Annotated in this window: 16 protein-coding genes and 1 pseudogene; 8 read left to right on the forward strand and 9 right to left on the reverse strand. The window is 39.0% G+C overall.

Annotation, left to right across the window (positions count from 1 at the left end):
• Positions 1–49: 49 nt before the first annotated feature.
• The 5 genes from LT090_RS15805 to LT090_RS15825 all read right to left on the reverse strand — a co-directional run bounded on the left by LT090_RS15805 (position 50) and on the right by LT090_RS15825 (position 5624).
• Positions 50–1045, reverse strand: coding sequence for an HAD family hydrolase (locus LT090_RS15805; RefSeq protein ID WP_068544496.1), 996 nt, complete (start codon positions 1043–1045; stop codon positions 50–52).
• Positions 1046–1169: 124 nt separating this feature from the next.
• The gene (locus tag LT090_RS15810) at positions 1170–2348 is read right to left on the reverse strand and encodes an acetyl-CoA C-acyltransferase (RefSeq protein WP_068544497.1); all 1179 of its coding nucleotides are present in this window, start codon (positions 2346–2348) and stop codon (positions 1170–1172) included.
• Between the two features lie 31 nt (positions 2349–2379).
• Entirely contained in the window at positions 2380–3300 is a 921-nt protein-coding gene (locus tag LT090_RS15815; RefSeq protein ID WP_068544498.1) for an SDR family NAD(P)-dependent oxidoreductase, read from the reverse strand.
• 88 nt (positions 3301–3388) lie between these two features.
• Positions 3389–3853: a MaoC family dehydratase gene (locus LT090_RS15820; RefSeq protein ID WP_068544499.1), complete on the reverse strand. Its 465-nt coding sequence runs from the start codon at positions 3851–3853 to the stop codon at positions 3389–3391.
• A 37-nt stretch (positions 3854–3890) separates the two neighbouring features.
• Positions 3891–5624 (reverse strand): class I adenylate-forming enzyme family protein, encoded by a 1734-nt coding sequence (locus LT090_RS15825; RefSeq protein ID WP_068544500.1) that lies wholly within the window; start codon positions 5622–5624, stop codon positions 3891–3893.
• A gap of 319 nt (positions 5625–5943) precedes the next feature.
• Here LT090_RS15825 and LT090_RS15830 point away from each other — a divergent pair, with 319 nt between their 5' ends.
• Positions 5944–7218 (forward strand): TetR/AcrR family transcriptional regulator, encoded by a 1275-nt coding sequence (locus LT090_RS15830; RefSeq protein WP_068544501.1) that lies wholly within the window; start codon positions 5944–5946, stop codon positions 7216–7218.
• Between the two features lie 45 nt (positions 7219–7263).
• On the opposite strand, the gene arsJ is transcribed toward LT090_RS15830, so the two are convergent.
• From arsJ to LT090_RS15850, 4 genes are all read right to left on the reverse strand, one after another.
• Positions 7264–8472, reverse strand: a complete 1209-nt coding sequence (gene arsJ, locus LT090_RS15835) for an organoarsenical effux MFS transporter ArsJ (RefSeq protein WP_068544584.1) — start codon at positions 8470–8472, stop codon at positions 7264–7266.
• Positions 8473–8531: 59 nt separating this feature from the next.
• On the reverse strand, positions 8532–9542 hold the full coding sequence (locus LT090_RS15840) for an ArsJ-associated glyceraldehyde-3-phosphate dehydrogenase (protein WP_068544502.1): 1011 nt from the start codon (positions 9540–9542) through the stop codon (positions 8532–8534).
• A gap of 66 nt (positions 9543–9608) precedes the next feature.
• Positions 9609–10109, reverse strand: coding sequence for a phosphatase domain-containing putative toxin (locus tag LT090_RS15845; RefSeq protein WP_068544503.1), 501 nt, complete (start codon positions 10107–10109; stop codon positions 9609–9611).
• Positions 10110–10114: 5 nt separating this feature from the next.
• Positions 10115–10441, reverse strand: a complete 327-nt coding sequence (locus LT090_RS15850) for a metalloregulator ArsR/SmtB family transcription factor (RefSeq protein WP_068544586.1) — start codon at positions 10439–10441, stop codon at positions 10115–10117.
• Between the two features lie 249 nt (positions 10442–10690).
• Here LT090_RS15850 and LT090_RS15855 point away from each other — a divergent pair, with 249 nt between their 5' ends.
• The 7 genes and pseudogenes from LT090_RS15855 to LT090_RS15885 all read left to right on the forward strand — a co-directional run bounded on the left by LT090_RS15855 (position 10691) and on the right by LT090_RS15885 (position 17148).
• The gene (locus LT090_RS15855) at positions 10691–11422 is read left to right on the forward strand and encodes a glutathione peroxidase (RefSeq protein ID WP_068544504.1); all 732 of its coding nucleotides are present in this window, start codon (positions 10691–10693) and stop codon (positions 11420–11422) included.
• A gap of 146 nt (positions 11423–11568) precedes the next feature.
• Positions 11569–11796, forward strand: a pseudogene (locus LT090_RS15860) (VF530 family protein); the annotation flags it as partial.
• A 117-nt stretch (positions 11797–11913) separates the two neighbouring features.
• Complete coding sequence (locus LT090_RS15865) at positions 11914–12399, forward strand: LEA/WHy family protein (RefSeq protein ID WP_068544506.1); 486 nt, start codon at positions 11914–11916, stop codon at positions 12397–12399.
• A 161-nt stretch (positions 12400–12560) separates the two neighbouring features.
• The gene (locus LT090_RS15870; RefSeq protein WP_068544507.1) at positions 12561–12884 is read left to right on the forward strand and encodes a TraR/DksA family transcriptional regulator; all 324 of its coding nucleotides are present in this window, start codon (positions 12561–12563) and stop codon (positions 12882–12884) included.
• A 39-nt stretch (positions 12885–12923) separates the two neighbouring features.
• Positions 12924–13178, forward strand: coding sequence for a YdcH family protein (locus tag LT090_RS15875; RefSeq protein WP_068544508.1), 255 nt, complete (start codon positions 12924–12926; stop codon positions 13176–13178).
• 336 nt (positions 13179–13514) lie between these two features.
• Positions 13515–15686 (forward strand): coiled-coil domain-containing protein, encoded by a 2172-nt coding sequence (locus LT090_RS15880; RefSeq protein ID WP_068544509.1) that lies wholly within the window; start codon positions 13515–13517, stop codon positions 15684–15686.
• 280 nt (positions 15687–15966) lie between these two features.
• Positions 15967–17148: an acyl-CoA dehydrogenase gene (locus LT090_RS15885; protein WP_068544510.1), complete on the forward strand. Its 1182-nt coding sequence runs from the start codon at positions 15967–15969 to the stop codon at positions 17146–17148.

Consider the following 17148-nt stretch of genomic DNA (forward strand, 5'->3'; position numbering starts at 1 on the left):
AAATGCCATACAGGCTGCAATAATTCTAATTTAAACCTGCTTTAGGTTATTAATTGCTATTGGGGTAAATGCTTTTCCATTCATTTTTCATATCTACTACTGTCCAACCAAGCTCCTTGGCCATATCTAAACCTTTACTTAAATGGCCGATTTTTGACTTTCGATCGTATGCCCACTCTCGTTTTTCATCGGTATGATGAATAATCATACCTAAACGAGCGCCTTGACCGGAAGTTGTATATTGCAGCATCTGAATATCGCCATCTGAATTACCAAAAGCAGCAATTGGGCGTTTGCCAATATGATTGCTTATGCCAATAACTTTATTGTGTTTATTGTTATAAAAGCTCATTTCTGGGTAACGAACAATGACTCTCTTACCATCAACTTCTTCGTACTTAGTTACCATAATTGTGCCGACGATTTGCTCTGCGGGGATGCCGTAGACAAGATCTGACCAGGCCCTAATAAACTCAATGCCTCCACCAGATACAATGTAATTTTTAAAGTCATTTACTTTTAAGTAGTTAATCAACTCCAACATTGGTTGATATATCATCTCACTAAACTTTTTTTTGCTTACCGGATGTGTCGCACGACCCATCCACTCTTTCACAATTTCAGTGTATTGTTCATTAGTCATGCCAGCATTCGCTGCCATGACAATATCCATTACAGCATCGTCACCAGCACTAAGAGCCCCTTTAATATCTCCCTTTAATATCAAAGAGAAAGGTTGCTTGGTTTTCCATTCAGGGTATTTTTCCGCAAGCACATGGATACGCTCTATGGCAAACATAAGCTGTGCGTATAAAGGTTGCTCTGCCCACAATGTACCGTCATTATCAAACGTTGCAATGCGATCACCTTTAGCCACAAAATCCGGATTTTCAGGGTCGGTAACACGTTCAACAAAGTTAATGATTGTTTGTTTACTAACTCCGTCATTCCATGATGGCAATGGATCTTTCGCTACCGCAGACCAGTTAAAAGTAAACACTAAACTAAGCCATATAACAGCTCTAATATATTTATTTTTCTGCATATTTGTCTCCGTAATCATTTTAAAGTAAACAAGCCCAGTCCCCTTTCTCATCGAGAAAAGAGCCTAGGCTTGGGGAGCTTTTTAATAATGAAATAAGTGGCACTTAATCCATTATTTACCGAACTTAAAGAACTTCAAATAAACCTGCTGCCCCCATACCACCGCCGACACACATAGTGACAACAACGTATTTAACACCGCGACGTTTACCTTCAATCAGTGCATGACCGACCATTCGTGCACCGCTCATACCGTAAGGATGACCAATAGAGATTGCACCACCATTAACATTAAGCTTTTCCATCGGGATTTTTAAAATATCAGCACAATAAAGTACTTGTACAGCAAACGCTTCATTAAGCTCAAATAATCCAATATCATCAACTGTTAAACCATGTTGCTTAAGTAGTTTTGGCACCGCATAAATAGGACCAATGCCCATCTCATTTGGCTCACAACCTGCCACCGCAATTCCCATATATCGACCTAATGGTTGTAGGCCTTTTTGTTCAGCTAACTTCTCTTCCATTAGCACTGATGCTGAAGCGCCGTCAGATAGCTGGCTGGCATTACCGGCAGTAATACAACCACCTTCAATGACCGTTCTAAGTCCCGCTAGACTTTCTGCCGTAGTTGCTCGAATCCCCTCGTCACCGGACAAAGTTACTTCATGGTAAGAAACTTCTTTAGTTTCTTTATCCATAACAGCTTTGGTCGTTGTCATCGGAACAATTTCAGCGTCATAATGACCTGCAGCGGCCGCTGCCGCTGTGCGATTTTGACTTAACAAGCCATATTCATCCTGACGTTCTTTACTAACACCATACTTACTTGCGACTAACTCAGCCGTTTGTAACATCGGCATATAGATATCTTGGTGCATACCGACTAGCTTTTTATCAACCGCCATATGCATATTCATATGTTCATTTTGAACCAGTGAAATAGATTCTAATCCGGCGCCGATAGTAATATCCATACCATCACAAATAATTTGTTTCGCAGCCGTCGCTATCGACATTAAACCAGACGAACATTGACGATCGAGTGACATGCCACTAACCGTTACTGGCAATCCACCAGCTAACGCTGCTTGACGACCGATGTTCATTGATGCTGTGCCTTGTTGCATTGCACAGCCCATGATCACATCTTCTACTTCTGCACCTTCAATCCCTGCTCGAGCTACCGCATGCTCTATCGCATGCCCACCTAATGTTGGCGCCGATGTCATATTAAAAGCACCACGGTAAGCTTTACCAATTGGTGTACGAGCTGTTGATACGATTACTGCATTTCTCATTTTGATAGATTCCTTATTTATCTAAACTCAATTATTTCGAGCTTAGATCTACACCAAGCGAAGCTGCTGCTTTGCCAACGTATTTATTTGTTTGCATCCAACCCGCTTTCAATTCAACGGCATTGCTCTCCTCTTCAATGTCACTCCAATTAGCAAGGATATTTTCAGGTGTTTGTTGCTCAGGAGTTAAATAAATACCATCGGTTTCTTTAATGACAGCACGGGCATAACCGCCAGCACCACAACCAAGAATCGAGCGGTTTGGTGAATCTTCTGCCACTAATGCCAGTAAACCTGTGGTAACTGATTCAACGGTCATCATTTCAAGTACACGTTTGTCTTCAATAAGATCTTCAGTCATTGCAGTACGAGCTGTTGGTGATAGGCAATTTACTTTAATGCCGTATTTTTCACCTTCAATGCAAAGCGTATTCATAAAGCCTACAACCGCCATTTTCGCTGCACCGTAATTTGCTTGACCAAAGTTACCGTAAAGGCCAGAAGATGATGTAGTCATGGCAATGCGACCATATTTTTGTGCTTTCATGATATCCCAAACAGCTTTGGTACAATTCACTGAGCCGATTAAATGCACATCTACGACTAATTGGAAATCTTCAATTGGCATATTAGCAAATGATTTATCACGTAAAATACCAGCATTATTCACTAAAATATCAATGCGTCCCCATTTTTCCATGACCTGCTCAACCATAGTTTGCACTTGCGCCATATCGGCAACATTTGCACCATTGGCGATAGCTTCACCGCCTGCCGCTTCAATTTCGGCAACCACAGAAAGCGCACCAGCAGACATTGAGCCATCTCTTGCAGCTAAGTCATTAACCACAACTTTTGCGCCACGCGCTGCTAAAGCTAATGCGTGAGAACGACCTAAACCTGCGCCTGAACCTGTAACTATGGCCACTTGACCGTCATATCTTACTGACATAAAAACCTCTTTTTAAATTGAATTTGTATTTGTATTTGTACATAACGATTTGTACGAAACTATTATTGGAATGTTGTTGACGTTTAATTTATTCACCAACAATTGTCATTGTTAACCATTGTGCAGTTAACGCTGGTTTTTGTTCACCGTCTATCTCCACGGTGACATCCCACGTATATAAAAACTGTCCTGGGCGCTTTTCAATCACATCGGCTAATATCATGCGTCCGCGAACTTGACTATCTACCTTAACTGGCTGTAAAAAACGTATTTTTTCAAAGCCATAATTAAGACCCATCACGGTATTTTCTAAATTTATTGCGGCATCGTAGGCAATCGCAGAGAAAAGTGACAACGAAAGAAAACCATGGGCAATTGTGCCGCCAAATGGTGAAGACTTTGCTTTATCAGGATCACAATGAATGTATTGCTGATCGTGAGTCGCTTCACCAAATTGATTGATTTGTTGTTGGGTAATTGTGAACCAACGCGATACACCAGTTTCTGTACCCACATATTGTTGTAGGTCACGAGCGTTAATATTAATGGTCATAAGTTTTGCCTAATGGTAAGTTTGTTTGCCAATAAAATTAGCGGTCGTATAAAGCCTTTAGGGCTCGTTTGTTAATTTTTCCAGATCCCAATTTCGGTAACTTCTGTTGATGAAACCAAATAGCTTCTGGTACTTTAAATTGTGCTAAGTGCTGGGCAACAAATTCTTTAAGTTGCTCTGTATCTAAACTTGAAGACTCTGAAACAGTCACTGCAGCACCAACAACTTCTCCAAGTCGTTGGTCAAAAATAGAAAAGGCTGACGCTTCGATAATTTGCGGGTGTTTATACAAGGCAGATTCGACTTCCAGACAAGAAATGTTCTCGCCACCGCGAATAATAATGTCTTTAGCTCTATCCACGATAAATATAAAACCATCTTCATCTAAGTAGCCAAGATCACCGGTACGAAAGTAGCCGTCGATAAACGCGGCTTTGGTTATTTCTGGCTCTTGCCAATATTCGACGATATTAGAAATTGATTTGATTGCGATTTCGCCAACTTCACCGACCGATAAATATTGATCATCTTCACTGACAATTTTTACATCAACCACTGGTGGCGTTGGTAAGCCTGCACTGCTAGGTTTCTTTACATAATCTGCTGGTCCATTGACCGCACCTAGAGCATTGGTTTCAGTAAGGCCGTATCCACAACTCGGATTGCCATTATCAAAAGCGTTATAAATTTTGCGTACATGCTCTGGTGGCCTTGCCGCGCCGCCAGCACAAACATCACTGAGTGAAGATAAGTCATAATTGTCTTTATCAGGATGCTCCATCAATTCCATTGACATAGTAGGCACACCGTTAAAATAAGTAATGCGCTCTTGTTCGATCAATTTCAGTGCGAGTTCAGCATCCCAATAGGGCATCATCACGGTTTTTCTACCGGATATCATCGACAACAAAAATAGGGTATGACAACCAGTAACGTGAAACAATGGCACTGTCATTAACGCAGCCGCCTCAAACGCCGGTGCAGAGCTAGCTGAGGAAGTCGTCGCAGGACCATTTGCCACCGCGGCGGCAGTACCTAACATTAACCAGGTATTTATCGCAGTTAAAATGCTTTCATGAGTTGATACTGCTCCTTTAGGCACCCCCGTAGAACCTGAAGTGTAAAAGATAGTCGCAACGTCATCACTTGCGACACTTGAATCAATGAGTTCACATTCTAAAAATGGCACTAACATTGAATTAAAGTCGTAATTCTTAGGTTGGCTTTGAGATGGACGGGCAATAATGCAGGGGAAATTTTGCTGTTGTAACCAACTATCGAGCAGCGAAAAACGTTTATCATCAGTAATTAATAATACCGATTGACTATGCTCAATTACTTGAACGAACTCCGATTCTTGTAGCCAGGCATTTAGCGGTACTGCAACAGCACCTAACATGGTAATACCCATAAAAGCGACGATCCACTCTGGGTAGTTACGCATTGCGATGGCGACTTTGTCACCTTTTTGTACTGAATATTCAGATTGCAAAACATAAGCAAAAGCGTTCGCGCGTTTAAGCAATGAACTATAACTGTGCCTTTCCTCATTAAATACTAGGAACTCTTTATCACCGTGCGCCGTTGCAGCGGCTTGATACATAGCACCAAGATTTATTGGTAGATTCGAAAATGCGGTGTATTCAATATTGTTTCTAGTTTTGTTGGTAACTTCGAAGCTACCTCCTGCCGCGGTAATGACGTTTATTTCATCCACGACCTTATCGGCGGTCACCAATTCAATTGTTATGTCTTGATTTTGCAAGCCCATATTTCGTCCTGTCAGCAACTCCTTTAAAGCGATAAACTGAGTCTTCTATCAAAGCCTTAAAGCATGTTGGTATTAATTCACTAATTTGAACTTACAGTATGTTTTAAATACCTTCAAGTATTTTCGAATATAATGTGACAATAAATCGGCTATTAAAAGGTCAAATTCCACTTATTCACTTTCAATGGAAGTCATAAAAACTGATATTTAATAGAGTCTTATTATTCTAAAAATAGATTGGTTGAACAAATTTGTTGGATAACATAGAATGGAATTGACCTTTCGGTATAATTTTTGAATAACCTAATGTATAAGCAAAATGCCTGCAAATAAAAAAAATAAAATTAGTTCTCCATTTAGCAAAACCAATCAACACGATAATAAATATAAAACTATTTTATCTGCTGCATCTGAGCTATTTAATATTTATGGTACCCGCGGAACAACGCTGACACAGATAGCTGACAAGCTCAAATTGACCAAAACCAGTCTTTATTATTACGTCAAGACTAAAGAAGAACTGGTTCACCAATGTTACTTAAACACCTGTATAGAAATGCAATCAATGGTGGAATCTGCTCTTGCGCTTGAAGGTAGTGCACTCGATAAATTAGAAAAGCTAATACGTCTTAATTTTGATTGTTGGAATGATATTGTCGATGGTAATCGTGGTCATTTGGCAGGTTTAACGGAAATTGCATCACTGTCTGAAAATCATCAAAAAGAAATCTCCGAGTACTACCGTCACTTCGTTATCCAAGTCATTAACATTATCGAAGAAGGTCAGACTGATGGCAGTATGCAAAACGTTTCTCAGGTAAAAACTTCGAATGCTATCTGGGGCACAATTTTTTGGCTACCAATATGGTTAAACGCAGTAAAACCAGAAGCTAGAGAAGAAGCATTTAATCAGCTAATTTCTGTTATTCGATACGGTTTGAATAATCAGTCACAACAATTTGAATTTCAACCATTTGCGCATGAACAAATACAAACGGCTCCGGAAGGGTTTAATCGCCAACAACAAAACCGGAAAAAACAAGAAGCATTTTTTCGAGTAGGCTCAATATTCTTTAACCAAAAGGGCTTCAAGGGAACATCTCTTGATGAGTTAGCGAGCTCTTTAGGTGTCACTAAAGGTGCATTTTATTATCACATTAAGAATAAAGATGATTTACTGGTTAAATGCTTTGAACGAACGCTGAATATTGAAAATAAAGTGTTAGAAGAATCTCTTAAAATATCGTCTACAGGTATTAATAAATTAGCTTTTGCAGCTCAAAAGTTATTTAATATTCAAGTAGGCGACCAAGGGCCATTAATTCGTTATGCCACAATGTGGTCTTTTGACCTAGAAAGACGTAAACAGATAGAGCAAGCCTTTAAAGAAACTCGAGTGATATTTGGTAAAGTAATTCAACTTGGAATAGACGATAAAAGCATTAAAAATGTCGACCGTATGGTTGCCGAGAATATTATCGCCGGTGCCATTGAAGCAATACCTGATATGGCCTCAGCAATGAGTAAAGATGAACTTAAAGATTCATCGAATGAATACTTCCACATATTTTTTAATGGCATAGCGACACAATAATTGTCAGTTTTAAACCGCTGACTTTATACTGCCAACGATGCTCGCTTAAGCTTTTGGCAACCTAATAGACAATATTGCCGCTAACACTATAAACGCCGACGAAACCCACAAACAAGCGCCTAAGCCATATAACTGGAATATCCAACCAGAAAGCACAGTACCGATTAATCGTCCCATTGCATTGGCCATATAATAAAAACCAACATCTAACGATACGCCATCGCCGTCAGCATAGCTGACAATCAAATAACTGTGTAGCGACGAGTTTATGGCGAAAATTGCCCCGAATATTAATAAGCCGGCGATGATTGCTATTTTGACCTGAAAATCAAAATGTAGTGCTAAGGCGATTAAAGCGGGAATAATGGCTAGATAGCTTGCCCATTTCAGTGCCGCCTCTCCGGTTGGCACTTTGCCTTGTTTTTTACCGGTAAAGCTAGGGGCAAATGACTGAACCATGCCATAGCCAATAACCCAGGTTGCCATAAATGCCCCGACCCACCAGCGATCCCAAGCAAATGTAGCAGCAAGGTAAACCGGCAGAGCAATCACAAACCATACATCGCGAGCACCAAATAAAAACATGCGAGCGGCGGATAAATAGTTTATCGCAGCGCTTTTAGAAAATATTTCGCTAAATTTAGGTTTACTTTTGGCCTTACCTAAATCTTGTTTTAAGGCAAATAAACTAAACAGCCAAACTACGAATAACATGCCCGCCATAGCAATAATGGCACCTTGAAATTGCAGCCAAGTAAGTAAAACACCACCTAAGAAAAAGCCGACACCTTTTAACGCATTTTTAGAGCCGGTAAGAATTGCCACCCATTTGTATAGCGCACCTTCGGCATCTTTAGGTAGCAATAGCTTAATTGAGCTTTTTGCGCTCATTTTATTGAGATCTTTGGCGATCCCCGATAATGCTTGCGCGACCATAACGTACCAAATCGCTAACATATCCGCCGGCACCGCTAGCATTGCCAACGCCAATATTTGCATGCCAAGGCCTATGTTCATGGTTTTATTCAAACCTAGCCTTGCTCCTAGCCAACCGCCAATTAGGTTAGTAATAACACCAAATACTTCATAAAAAACAAACAGCATGGCGATGCTTAACGGGCTGTAACCAAGTTGATGGAAATACAGCACCACAAGCATTCTTAGCGCGCCATCGGTTAAGGTAAACGCCCAATAATTACCAGTGATAATCAAATACTGTTTTACCTGCTGCGGTAAGTCTTTTATAAAGGTCATATTCATAAGGTCACATTGCTACTGCATATTTCTGCGCAAAATCGTTTAAGCCGATTCATCTATACTAAATCGGCCAAGCCAACTTTACGTGCCAATTCGGCGGTACGATTTGCGTAACCCCATTCGTTGTCATACCAAGCATATAATTTAAGTTGCGTGCCATTAATCACCATCGTTGATAATGCATCTATGATGGTCGAGCGTGGATCGGTTTTATAATCAATTGATACTAGCGGTCGCTCTTCATAGCCTAGAATATCTTTTAACTCACCTGTCGCGGCTTGTTTAAATAAAGCATTAATTTCTTGCTCGCTAACACTTCGCTTTAATTCAAATACGCAATCTGTAATCGAAGCATTTGCCAAAGGCACTCGCACAGCATGGCCGTTTAACTTGCCTTTTAGTTCTGGGAATATATGGGTAATTGCTGTTGCTGATCCGGTTGTGGTTGGGATCAAACTCATGCCACACGCTCGTGCGCGACGTAAGTCTTTATGTGGCGCATCTAATATTGTTTGGGTATTGGTAATATCATGAATCGTGGTCATTGAACCGTGCTCTATGCCAATATTTTCGTGAATGACTTTTACAATAGGCGCTAAGCAATTAGTGGTACAAGACGCTGCTGTAACAATAGGGTGGATGCTTTTATCATAAAGATGTTCATTGACACCCATCACAACATTTAACACACCTTCTTCTTTCACTGGTGCCGTAACAACGACTCGCTTCACGCCTTGTTCTAAATAAGCCTCTAATAATGATTTCTTTTTCAGGACGCCACTAGCTTCGATAACCACATCACAACCGGACCAGTCCGTATCACTAATAGCACGATTAGTACTACAGGTTATTGTTTTGCCATTGATCACAATCTCTTCGCCTTCGGCATCTACATCGTGGTGCCAAATTCCGTGAACTGAGTCAAACTTTAATAAATGCCCTAACGTTTTTGCATCACCTGCAGGGTCATTAATATGGACAATTTCTACGTCCTGCCAATCAAATGCCGCGCGCATTGATAATCGTCCCATACGACCAAAGCCGTTAATACCGATTTTAATAGTCATCGTTTTTACCTAATTCTATTTAATTTAATACGTGTTGAGTCTAATTTGCTGTCTTACGTCTAGCGGCTAGCGCTTAGCGTAATAGTGTTTAAAATAATTAAGTTGCTGCTCGTTGCGTAACGCCTTTGGCCGGATCGCTTGTACCATTTCTAAAATTTGCTCAAAAGAATAATCAAGTTCCGTTAGAATCAAGGCGATAACCAAACCTGTCCGTCCGGTGCCACCTTTACAATGAACCGCGATAGTGCCGCCGTTCGCTAATAATTGAACAATCTCATCTTTATAACTCTGCCAATTCTGTTCAAAATCAGCAGTAGGACCTTGATCGTCGATAATAGGCAGCTGTCGCCAAATTATATTTAGTTTAGAACACTCATCTGCAATTTCCATTACCGATAGTTTTTGTAATTCTTGATCGGGTAATAAGGTTAATATCATCGTCATATCTTGAGATTTCAAGGTTGCTAACGCGTCACTTATACTGGTGTCTTTGGTACCTGGGCATGGGGTAAAAATTATTCCTGCGCCGTTTTCTAGGCTCAGTTTATCAAATGGATGTGTCATCATTTCTCCTAACAGCACATTGCTGGTCTATCAGTCATATTGGTTAATTTAAGCTCTACACTCTCTAAATTATTACTGAGCGTAGATTGGATAATTTGCGCCTGCCACTCGGCTAAATTGTCACTGAGTCGGTAATAGACCCATTGCTTGGTTTTTCGATCACTTAACAACCCTGCTTTTTTAAGCAAAGCTAAATGGCGAGAGATCTTAGGTTGGCTATCACCAAGAGCTTGCACTAATTCACAAACACATAACTCTTGTTCATGAACTATCATTAGTAATATTGCTAACCGAGTTTCATCGGCTAATGCTTTAAAAAACTGAACACTATTCATTTGCATCTCTTCACATGGCAAGTATATATGGATTTCATTATATACGTTTTTTCGTATATAAAAAGTAGTGAATGGTAAAAAATTGTTAGAGTTGCATTTTAGGAAAAACTCTTAATTTGTTTTTTAGATTAATTGAATCAATTTAAATCAATTTATTAAATTTAAAAACTGTTCCATAATTAACCCATCGAAATTAGTTAGACATTAAACGTTGCCTTGCAGCGTAACCATAATATTTAGGAGACAGATATGTTAGATAATAAAGAAGGTCAAAACGTACCTAGCGTTGTATTCCCAACCCGTCAAAACAACGAATGGAAAAACGTTTCTACTGATGAATTATTTAAAGGTAAAACCGTTGTTTTATTCTCATTACCAGGCGCGTTCACACCGACGTGTTCATCTACGCATTTGCCTCGCTACAACGAGTTAGCAAAAACATTTAAAGAAAATGGCGTTGATGAAATTGTTTGTGTTTCAGTAAACGATACCTTTGTTATGAATGCTTGGGCGGCTGATCAAGAATCAGACAACGTTACCCTAATTCCTGATGGCAACGGCCAGTTCAGTGAAGGTATGGGCATGCTTGTAGACAAAAGCGACATCGGTTTTGGCAAACGTAGCTGGAGATATTCAATGCTAGTTAAAGACGGTGTTGTTGAGAAAATGTTTATTGAACCAAATGTTCCGGGCGACCCGTTTGAAGTTTCTGATGCAGACACAATGTTGGAGTACATCAATCCAACAGCGAAAAAACCACAATCAGTAAGTATCTTCACCAAACCTGGTTGTCCATTTTGTATAAAAGCAAAAGAGTTATTAACTGCAAATGGCTATGACTACGAAGAAATCGTTTTAGGTAGTGGTGCAAGTTTAACGTCACTTAAAGCAATTACTGGTCGTGAAACTGTCCCGCAAGTATTTATTGATAACCAGCATATCGGTGGTAGTGACGATTTAGCCGCTTTTTTAGAAAGCTAACTGATACCTGAAAAATAATGCTCGCGCATTTAAACTGGGGTCAGAGTCAGATTAATTTTATTTTTATAAGGAATTAATCTGACTCTGACCCCGGTTTTTTGGTATTATTTATCTTATCTTGGCAACAAAGTAAGAAGCAATAATCAATGGATAACCAACCTTATAATCCTCTCCATGGTGTAACCTTAAAAACGATCGTAACAGACTTAGAAGCCTATTTTGGGTTTAAAGAATTAGGTGCGCTGATCAAAATTCGTTGCTTTACTGATAACCCTAGCATTAACTCGAGTTTGAAGTTTTTGCGCAAAACACCTTGGGCGCGAGAAAAAGTTGAGCAGCTTTATATTAAGAACAAACATCGCATAAATTCCGAATCAGAATAACTGCCAGCCAAAACTCAATAGCGAATAAATTTACTAGCCATATACGTCAAAATAGATAATGCTAGGAGACGCTATCGTAATCTAATATTGCTTTTTAAGGATCATAAAATGACAACACCTTCTCCTTTACGTGCTCTAATGTTTGTTTTCTCAGTGCTTATGATTAGCGCATGTGCACAAGTGATGCCTGATGTTAAAGAGCCAGATGTAGAAGTTGTTGGTATTGAAATGTTGCCACTTAAAGGCGTAAACCCAGCGTTTAAGATCACCCTAAATGTTACAAATCCAAATAGCTTTGATCTTGATATTAGTCAGTTGAATTATAAATTGCTGGTAAATTCTGAACCGTTATTAGCTGGTAAGAATAAAAATTTACCATCTATAAGTGCTAATGATTCTCAAGAAGTTGTGCTTATTGGCAAAGCGGATTGGTTTAACAGCTATAAAGTGATTAAAGAAATCATTCGCAAACCAACAAAAACAGTATCTTATAAACTAGACAGTCAAATTGAATTTAGTGATTACCTGCCAATGTTTAACTTTAAACGCGAAGGTAATTTTATTCCGCAAAAAGCCATTCAAAATTCTCTATAACAATAGCGTATTTTCAAATACTTAAGTTTGCACTCAAAATTCACTCAGAGCGCATTAACTTGTAGTTATCGATTAACTTATAGTTAACAACTACATTTATTGCGCTAGATCAAAATCATATTTATTCAATTGTTTAATCTACAGTCATAAGGAGTATGACAATGATTGTAGAAAAGCTAACCAATACCCTCAACGAAAAAAAAGCTGAACTCACCAAGCGCTTAGTCGCTATTGAGAAAGACTTTCAAAAAGGTCGCAGCCAAGACTTCGCAGAACAAAACACAGAATCAGAAAACGATGAGGTTTTAGTCGAGATCTGTGAACAGACTCGCTTAGAACTAAACAAGATTGAACAAGCATTAGCATTACTGCAAACAGAACAATACGGTATTTGCAGCACCTGCGGAGATAAAATTGGCGAACAGCGCCTAACTGCATTGCCTTATGCCAAAACCTGTATTAGCTGCGCTCAAACTGAACACTAAATACTAAATACTAAATAACAATATCAAAGGATTAAAATTATGAACATTCAAAAACACGATTTGCATCACGAATTTCCTGAGTATCACGATGAAATCCATGAACTAAAAATGAGCAACAATCATTTTGCTAAAGTATTTAAGGCTTATCATGAGCTTGATCATGAAGTTATTCGCATTGAAGAAGGTGTAGAAAATACATCGGATGATTACTTGGAATCATTAAAGAAACAACGTCTTAATCATAAAGATGAGCTATTTTTAATGATTAAAAAATACCAAACCAAAAAGGCTTAAATACACTATTTAAAGTCTTATAAACTTCATCATATAACGATGAATTTATGCCAAAGAAAGCGCCTGTTGTGGCGCTTTTATTTTTTCTGACGCCTAAAACCGTAAAAACAACTCCGACATGTTAAAATTTTGTGAAAAATCATCATGGTATTTGCTATGCTTAAGAAATAGCATTTATCTAGGTTTGATGCGGGATTGATTAAACTATTTCGGCTGTTTCATTAAAACACTGAATTTTCGACACCGTGAGAGTTTGATAAATTTTGTAAATCCTATCAAACGTGATTAAATGCTAGTAGTAATAATAACGATATATAAAAACAACAAGAGCTTATTATGGCAGACAAGTCTGTATTAGATAACGACACGGAAGAGCAGTTGCAATTACTGGCTGGAGATATATTTATCCAACTAGAGGATAAGTTTAAGCAATTTGCCGCTAAGTTAGGTGAACAAGCCGAGGTAGAAAAACAAAAAGCTCTTGTTGAACAAAAAAATGAATTGGATGAAAAATATAATCTAGTTCATGAAAAATTAAGCCAATCAAAACACAATTCAGTAAATCTCAAATACAGCGAAATAGAGCAGCTTAATCAAAAGCTATTGCGCTATGAAACTAAATACCTGCAACTAAAAGAAAAACACGAAACCATTGGTACCATTTTAAAAGTTAAGCTAAAAGAAGAGCAAAGCTTTAACGAAGAAATTCGTTTGGTTAAAGACAACCGAAACCTGTTACAGTCACAACTTGAACCTCTGAATCAAGAAAACGCCGAACTAAAAAAAGAACTAAAGAAAGTAGAGCAAAAGCTAACTAAGCTCGAAACAACTCACAAACAGCTACAAGAAACCACGAGTCTTGAAATTGCAGAATTAAAAGCCAGCCTAAACGGTGACCAAGATCAGTTTGAACAGCTACAAACGGCGCACAAAGACCTCAATGATACCTTTACTGAGCTAGAGTCAAAATTTAACGATAGCGAACAAAGTGTCAGTAAGTTAAATAACGAGATCGCTGAAAAAAATATCGCTCACAAGTCGGAAACTGAGCGACTCATTGCTCAACACAAAGAGCGTTTATCGATCTATGAGCAAGCCTCTGGCTCAAGCTCACAGGCCCTTAAAAGCCTTGAAGGCAAGCTAACCAAGTCTCAAGAATTAGTTAACAAGAACAAAGCAGAAATAGCCGAGCTCAACAAGAGTATCAAGCAATTAGAGAAAGATAACAAAGCGTTAACGGTGGAAAATAAAAACTCTGCTAAGCGCATAGATCAAGAAACTGCCAAGGTTGACAAACAATATAAGTCAGAGATAGAAAAACTGAATAAAACCATCAACGCTAATACCTTAGCGCTGAAGTCTATTGAAACTGAAAAACAAAAATTACAAGATAGTGAAACTGCACACATTGCAGACATAGCGCAATTACAAGAACAATTAGAAGCCATTCAAGCAACATTGGCCGCTGCCGAAGTAAAGCTTAAGGATGCCGAAAAAACACAACAAAAAGCGCTCAAAGAACAACAAAAATCTACTGACGAAAAAATTACTGAGTTAACAGCACAAGCCAATGAACGTGACATACTCAGCCAACAGTTAGAATCAGAAAAAGCAGCTTATGAAAAAGCAATTGAGCAGCTACAAACAGATTCCGAATCAAAGGTAGCGGCATTAAACAAAGAGGTTAGTGCTTTAACCAAGAGCAAAGACAAGATACAGACTGAGCTTGATCATCATTTGCAAAACCTTAACGCCGAGCAACAACAAATTGCCGATATTGAGCAACAACATCAACAGCAACTTGAACAGGCGACAAAAGATTTGCAACAACAGCTGAATGATATTGAAAAACAGCTGGCGCAAAGCGAGAAAAAACAAAAGTCGACTTGGATTGAAAACGGCGCACTTAAAGATAAAGTCGAACGCAAAGAAGAACAATTATCAGAGTTAGAAAGCAATCATAAGAAGACTACCGAACAGCTCATTAATATACGCCAACAGCATGACAGTGAATTGTCCGAACTGAATAAGTCCCACAAAGCGGAAATCAAACAGTTGGCAAGTGAAAGCGACAGTAAAACCAACAGCCTTAATGAACAAATCAGCGCAATTAATTTAGATCTTAAAGAGCAGAAAGATAAATTAGATACTCACCAAAGTAATACCGACAAAATTATTGAAAAGCTTAACAATGACAAAGCTGAGTTAGGTAAAGAACTAGAGACACTGAAAAAACAAACAACGAATGAATCATCTGAAATTGCAAAACTAGAAGCGGCATTGGCAGCCGAGCAAGAAAAAGTTTCAAGCTACCTGCAAAAAAATGCGACATTGAAATCTCGTCAAGACTCTAGCGATGATCAGATTCGCAATACCTTAAAAGAACTCCGCGATGAAAATTCAGAATTGAAACAACGTCTTAACGATGAAACCGCAGAACTTCAAGATAAGATTACTGAGTATCGATTGAAATTTGAATACGCGCAGAAACAATTGGCGGGCAAGTAAAAATTAGCAAACATCAAAAAACTCTAATTTATATACTACGTTCCAATATAGAGCTAAAACTGTAGAGTATCTTTTACACTTGCGGCAATATTATTCTCTTCTTATCAAGTCGTATTTGATCTTTGACATAATCCTGATACCTTTGCATTGTTACCTTATAATTTTTATACAAAATTTTATCTAAAAAAAATCAATTTAGCTTGAGTGATATTAAACATATCTAAACCTCAAAACATCAGTGCAATATTATTGATGTCATGATCCACAGAGGAGAGTTACCGTGAGCGCAGCGCAGTCAAACTGGGAAGACATTCTTTTACTCAACGACCAATTAACCGAAGATGAGCGTATGATCCGAGATATGGCTCGTGATTTCTGTCAGGAACAATTACAACCTGGTATTTTAATGGCAAATCGCAATGAGCATTTTGATCCAAAAATCATGCGTCAATTTGGCGAGTTAGGCTTGTTAGGTGCGACAATCGATGGTTATGGTTGCTCGGGTGTTGGCTACGTTTCTTATGGTTTAGTCGCACGCGAAGTGGAACGCGTTGACTCAGGATACCGAAGTGCAATGAGCGTGCAATCATCGCTTGTTATGCATCCAATATATACTTGGGGTAGTGACGCTCAAAAGCAAAAGTACCTACCTAAATTAGCGACTGGTGAATGGATTGGCTGTTTTGGTTTAACTGAACCTGACGCCGGCTCCGATCCAGCAGGTATGAAAACACGTGCTAAAAAAGTCGCTGGTGGTTATCAATTAACTGGCAGCAAAATGTGGATCACCAACTCCCCAATTGCCGATGTTTTTGTGGTTTGGGCAAAGAGTGAAGCACACGACAATCAGATTTGTGGTTTTGTTTTAGAAAAAGGCATGAAGGGTCTATCTGCACCTAAAATCGAAGGTAAAATGTCATTAAAAGCATCGATAACTGGTGAGATTGTAATGGATAACGTGTTTGTGCCAGAAGGGAACATGTTCCCAGACGTTCGCGGCTTAAAAGGCCCATTTAGCTGCTTAAACATGGCTCGTTACGGCATTTCATGGGGCGCAATGGGCGCTGCGGAAGACTGTTGGCACCGTGCTCGTCAATATGGTTTAGATCGTACTCAGTTTGGCAAACCATTGGCGCAAACACAGTTATTTCAAAAGAAATATGCAGATATGCAAACGGAAATTACTTTAGGTCTGCAAGCATCACTTCGAGTGGGCCGTTTAATTGACGAAAAACGATTCGAACCTTCAATGATATCGCTAGTCAAACGAAATAACTGCGGCAAAGCATTAGATATCGCTCGCACCGCTCGAGATATGCATGGTGGTAACGGTATTGCCGATGAGTTTCATGTAATTCGTCACATGATTAACCTAGAAACGGTTAATACATATGAAGGCACCCATGACATTCATGCGCTAATCTTAGGTCGAGCTCAAACCGGCTTACAAGCCTTTTATTAG

It is taken from the genome of Thalassotalea crassostreae (genome assembly GCF_001831495.1).
Lineage (GTDB): Bacteria > Pseudomonadota > Gammaproteobacteria > Enterobacterales > Alteromonadaceae > Thalassotalea_A > Thalassotalea_A crassostreae.

Coding starts and splice junctions, on each gene's coding strand:
- arsJ (WP_068544584.1), bottom strand. CDS start 8,472: ATGACCTTTATAAAAGACTTACCGCAGCAGGTAAAACAGTATTTGATT.
- LT090_RS15865 (WP_068544506.1), top strand. CDS start 11,914: ATGACAACACCTTCTCCTTTACGTGCTCTAATGTTTGTTTTCTCAGTG.
- LT090_RS15840 (WP_068544502.1), bottom strand. CDS start 9,542: ATGACTATTAAAATCGGTATTAACGGCTTTGGTCGTATGGGACGATTA.
- LT090_RS15820 (WP_068544499.1), bottom strand. CDS start 3,853: ATGACCATTAATATTAACGCTCGTGACCTACAACAATATGTGGGTACA.
- LT090_RS15870 (WP_068544507.1), top strand. CDS start 12,561: ATGATTGTAGAAAAGCTAACCAATACCCTCAACGAAAAAAAAGCTGAA.
- LT090_RS15880 (WP_068544509.1), top strand. CDS start 13,515: ATGGCAGACAAGTCTGTATTAGATAACGACACGGAAGAGCAGTTGCAA.
- LT090_RS15805 (WP_068544496.1), bottom strand. CDS start 1,045: ATGCAGAAAAATAAATATATTAGAGCTGTTATATGGCTTAGTTTAGTG.
- LT090_RS15845 (WP_068544503.1), bottom strand. CDS start 10,109: ATGATGACACATCCATTTGATAAACTGAGCCTAGAAAACGGCGCAGGA.
- LT090_RS15810 (WP_068544497.1), bottom strand. CDS start 2,348: ATGAGAAATGCAGTAATCGTATCAACAGCTCGTACACCAATTGGTAAA.
- LT090_RS15855 (WP_068544504.1), top strand. CDS start 10,691: ATGTTAGATAATAAAGAAGGTCAAAACGTACCTAGCGTTGTATTCCCA.
- LT090_RS15830 (WP_068544501.1), top strand. CDS start 5,944: ATGCCTGCAAATAAAAAAAATAAAATTAGTTCTCCATTTAGCAAAACC.
- LT090_RS15815 (WP_068544498.1), bottom strand. CDS start 3,300: ATGTCAGTAAGATATGACGGTCAAGTGGCCATAGTTACAGGTTCAGGC.
- LT090_RS15825 (WP_068544500.1), bottom strand. CDS start 5,624: ATGGGCTTGCAAAATCAAGACATAACAATTGAATTGGTGACCGCCGAT.
- LT090_RS15875 (WP_068544508.1), top strand. CDS start 12,924: ATGAACATTCAAAAACACGATTTGCATCACGAATTTCCTGAGTATCAC.
- LT090_RS15850 (WP_068544586.1), bottom strand. CDS start 10,441: ATGAATAGTGTTCAGTTTTTTAAAGCATTAGCCGATGAAACTCGGTTA.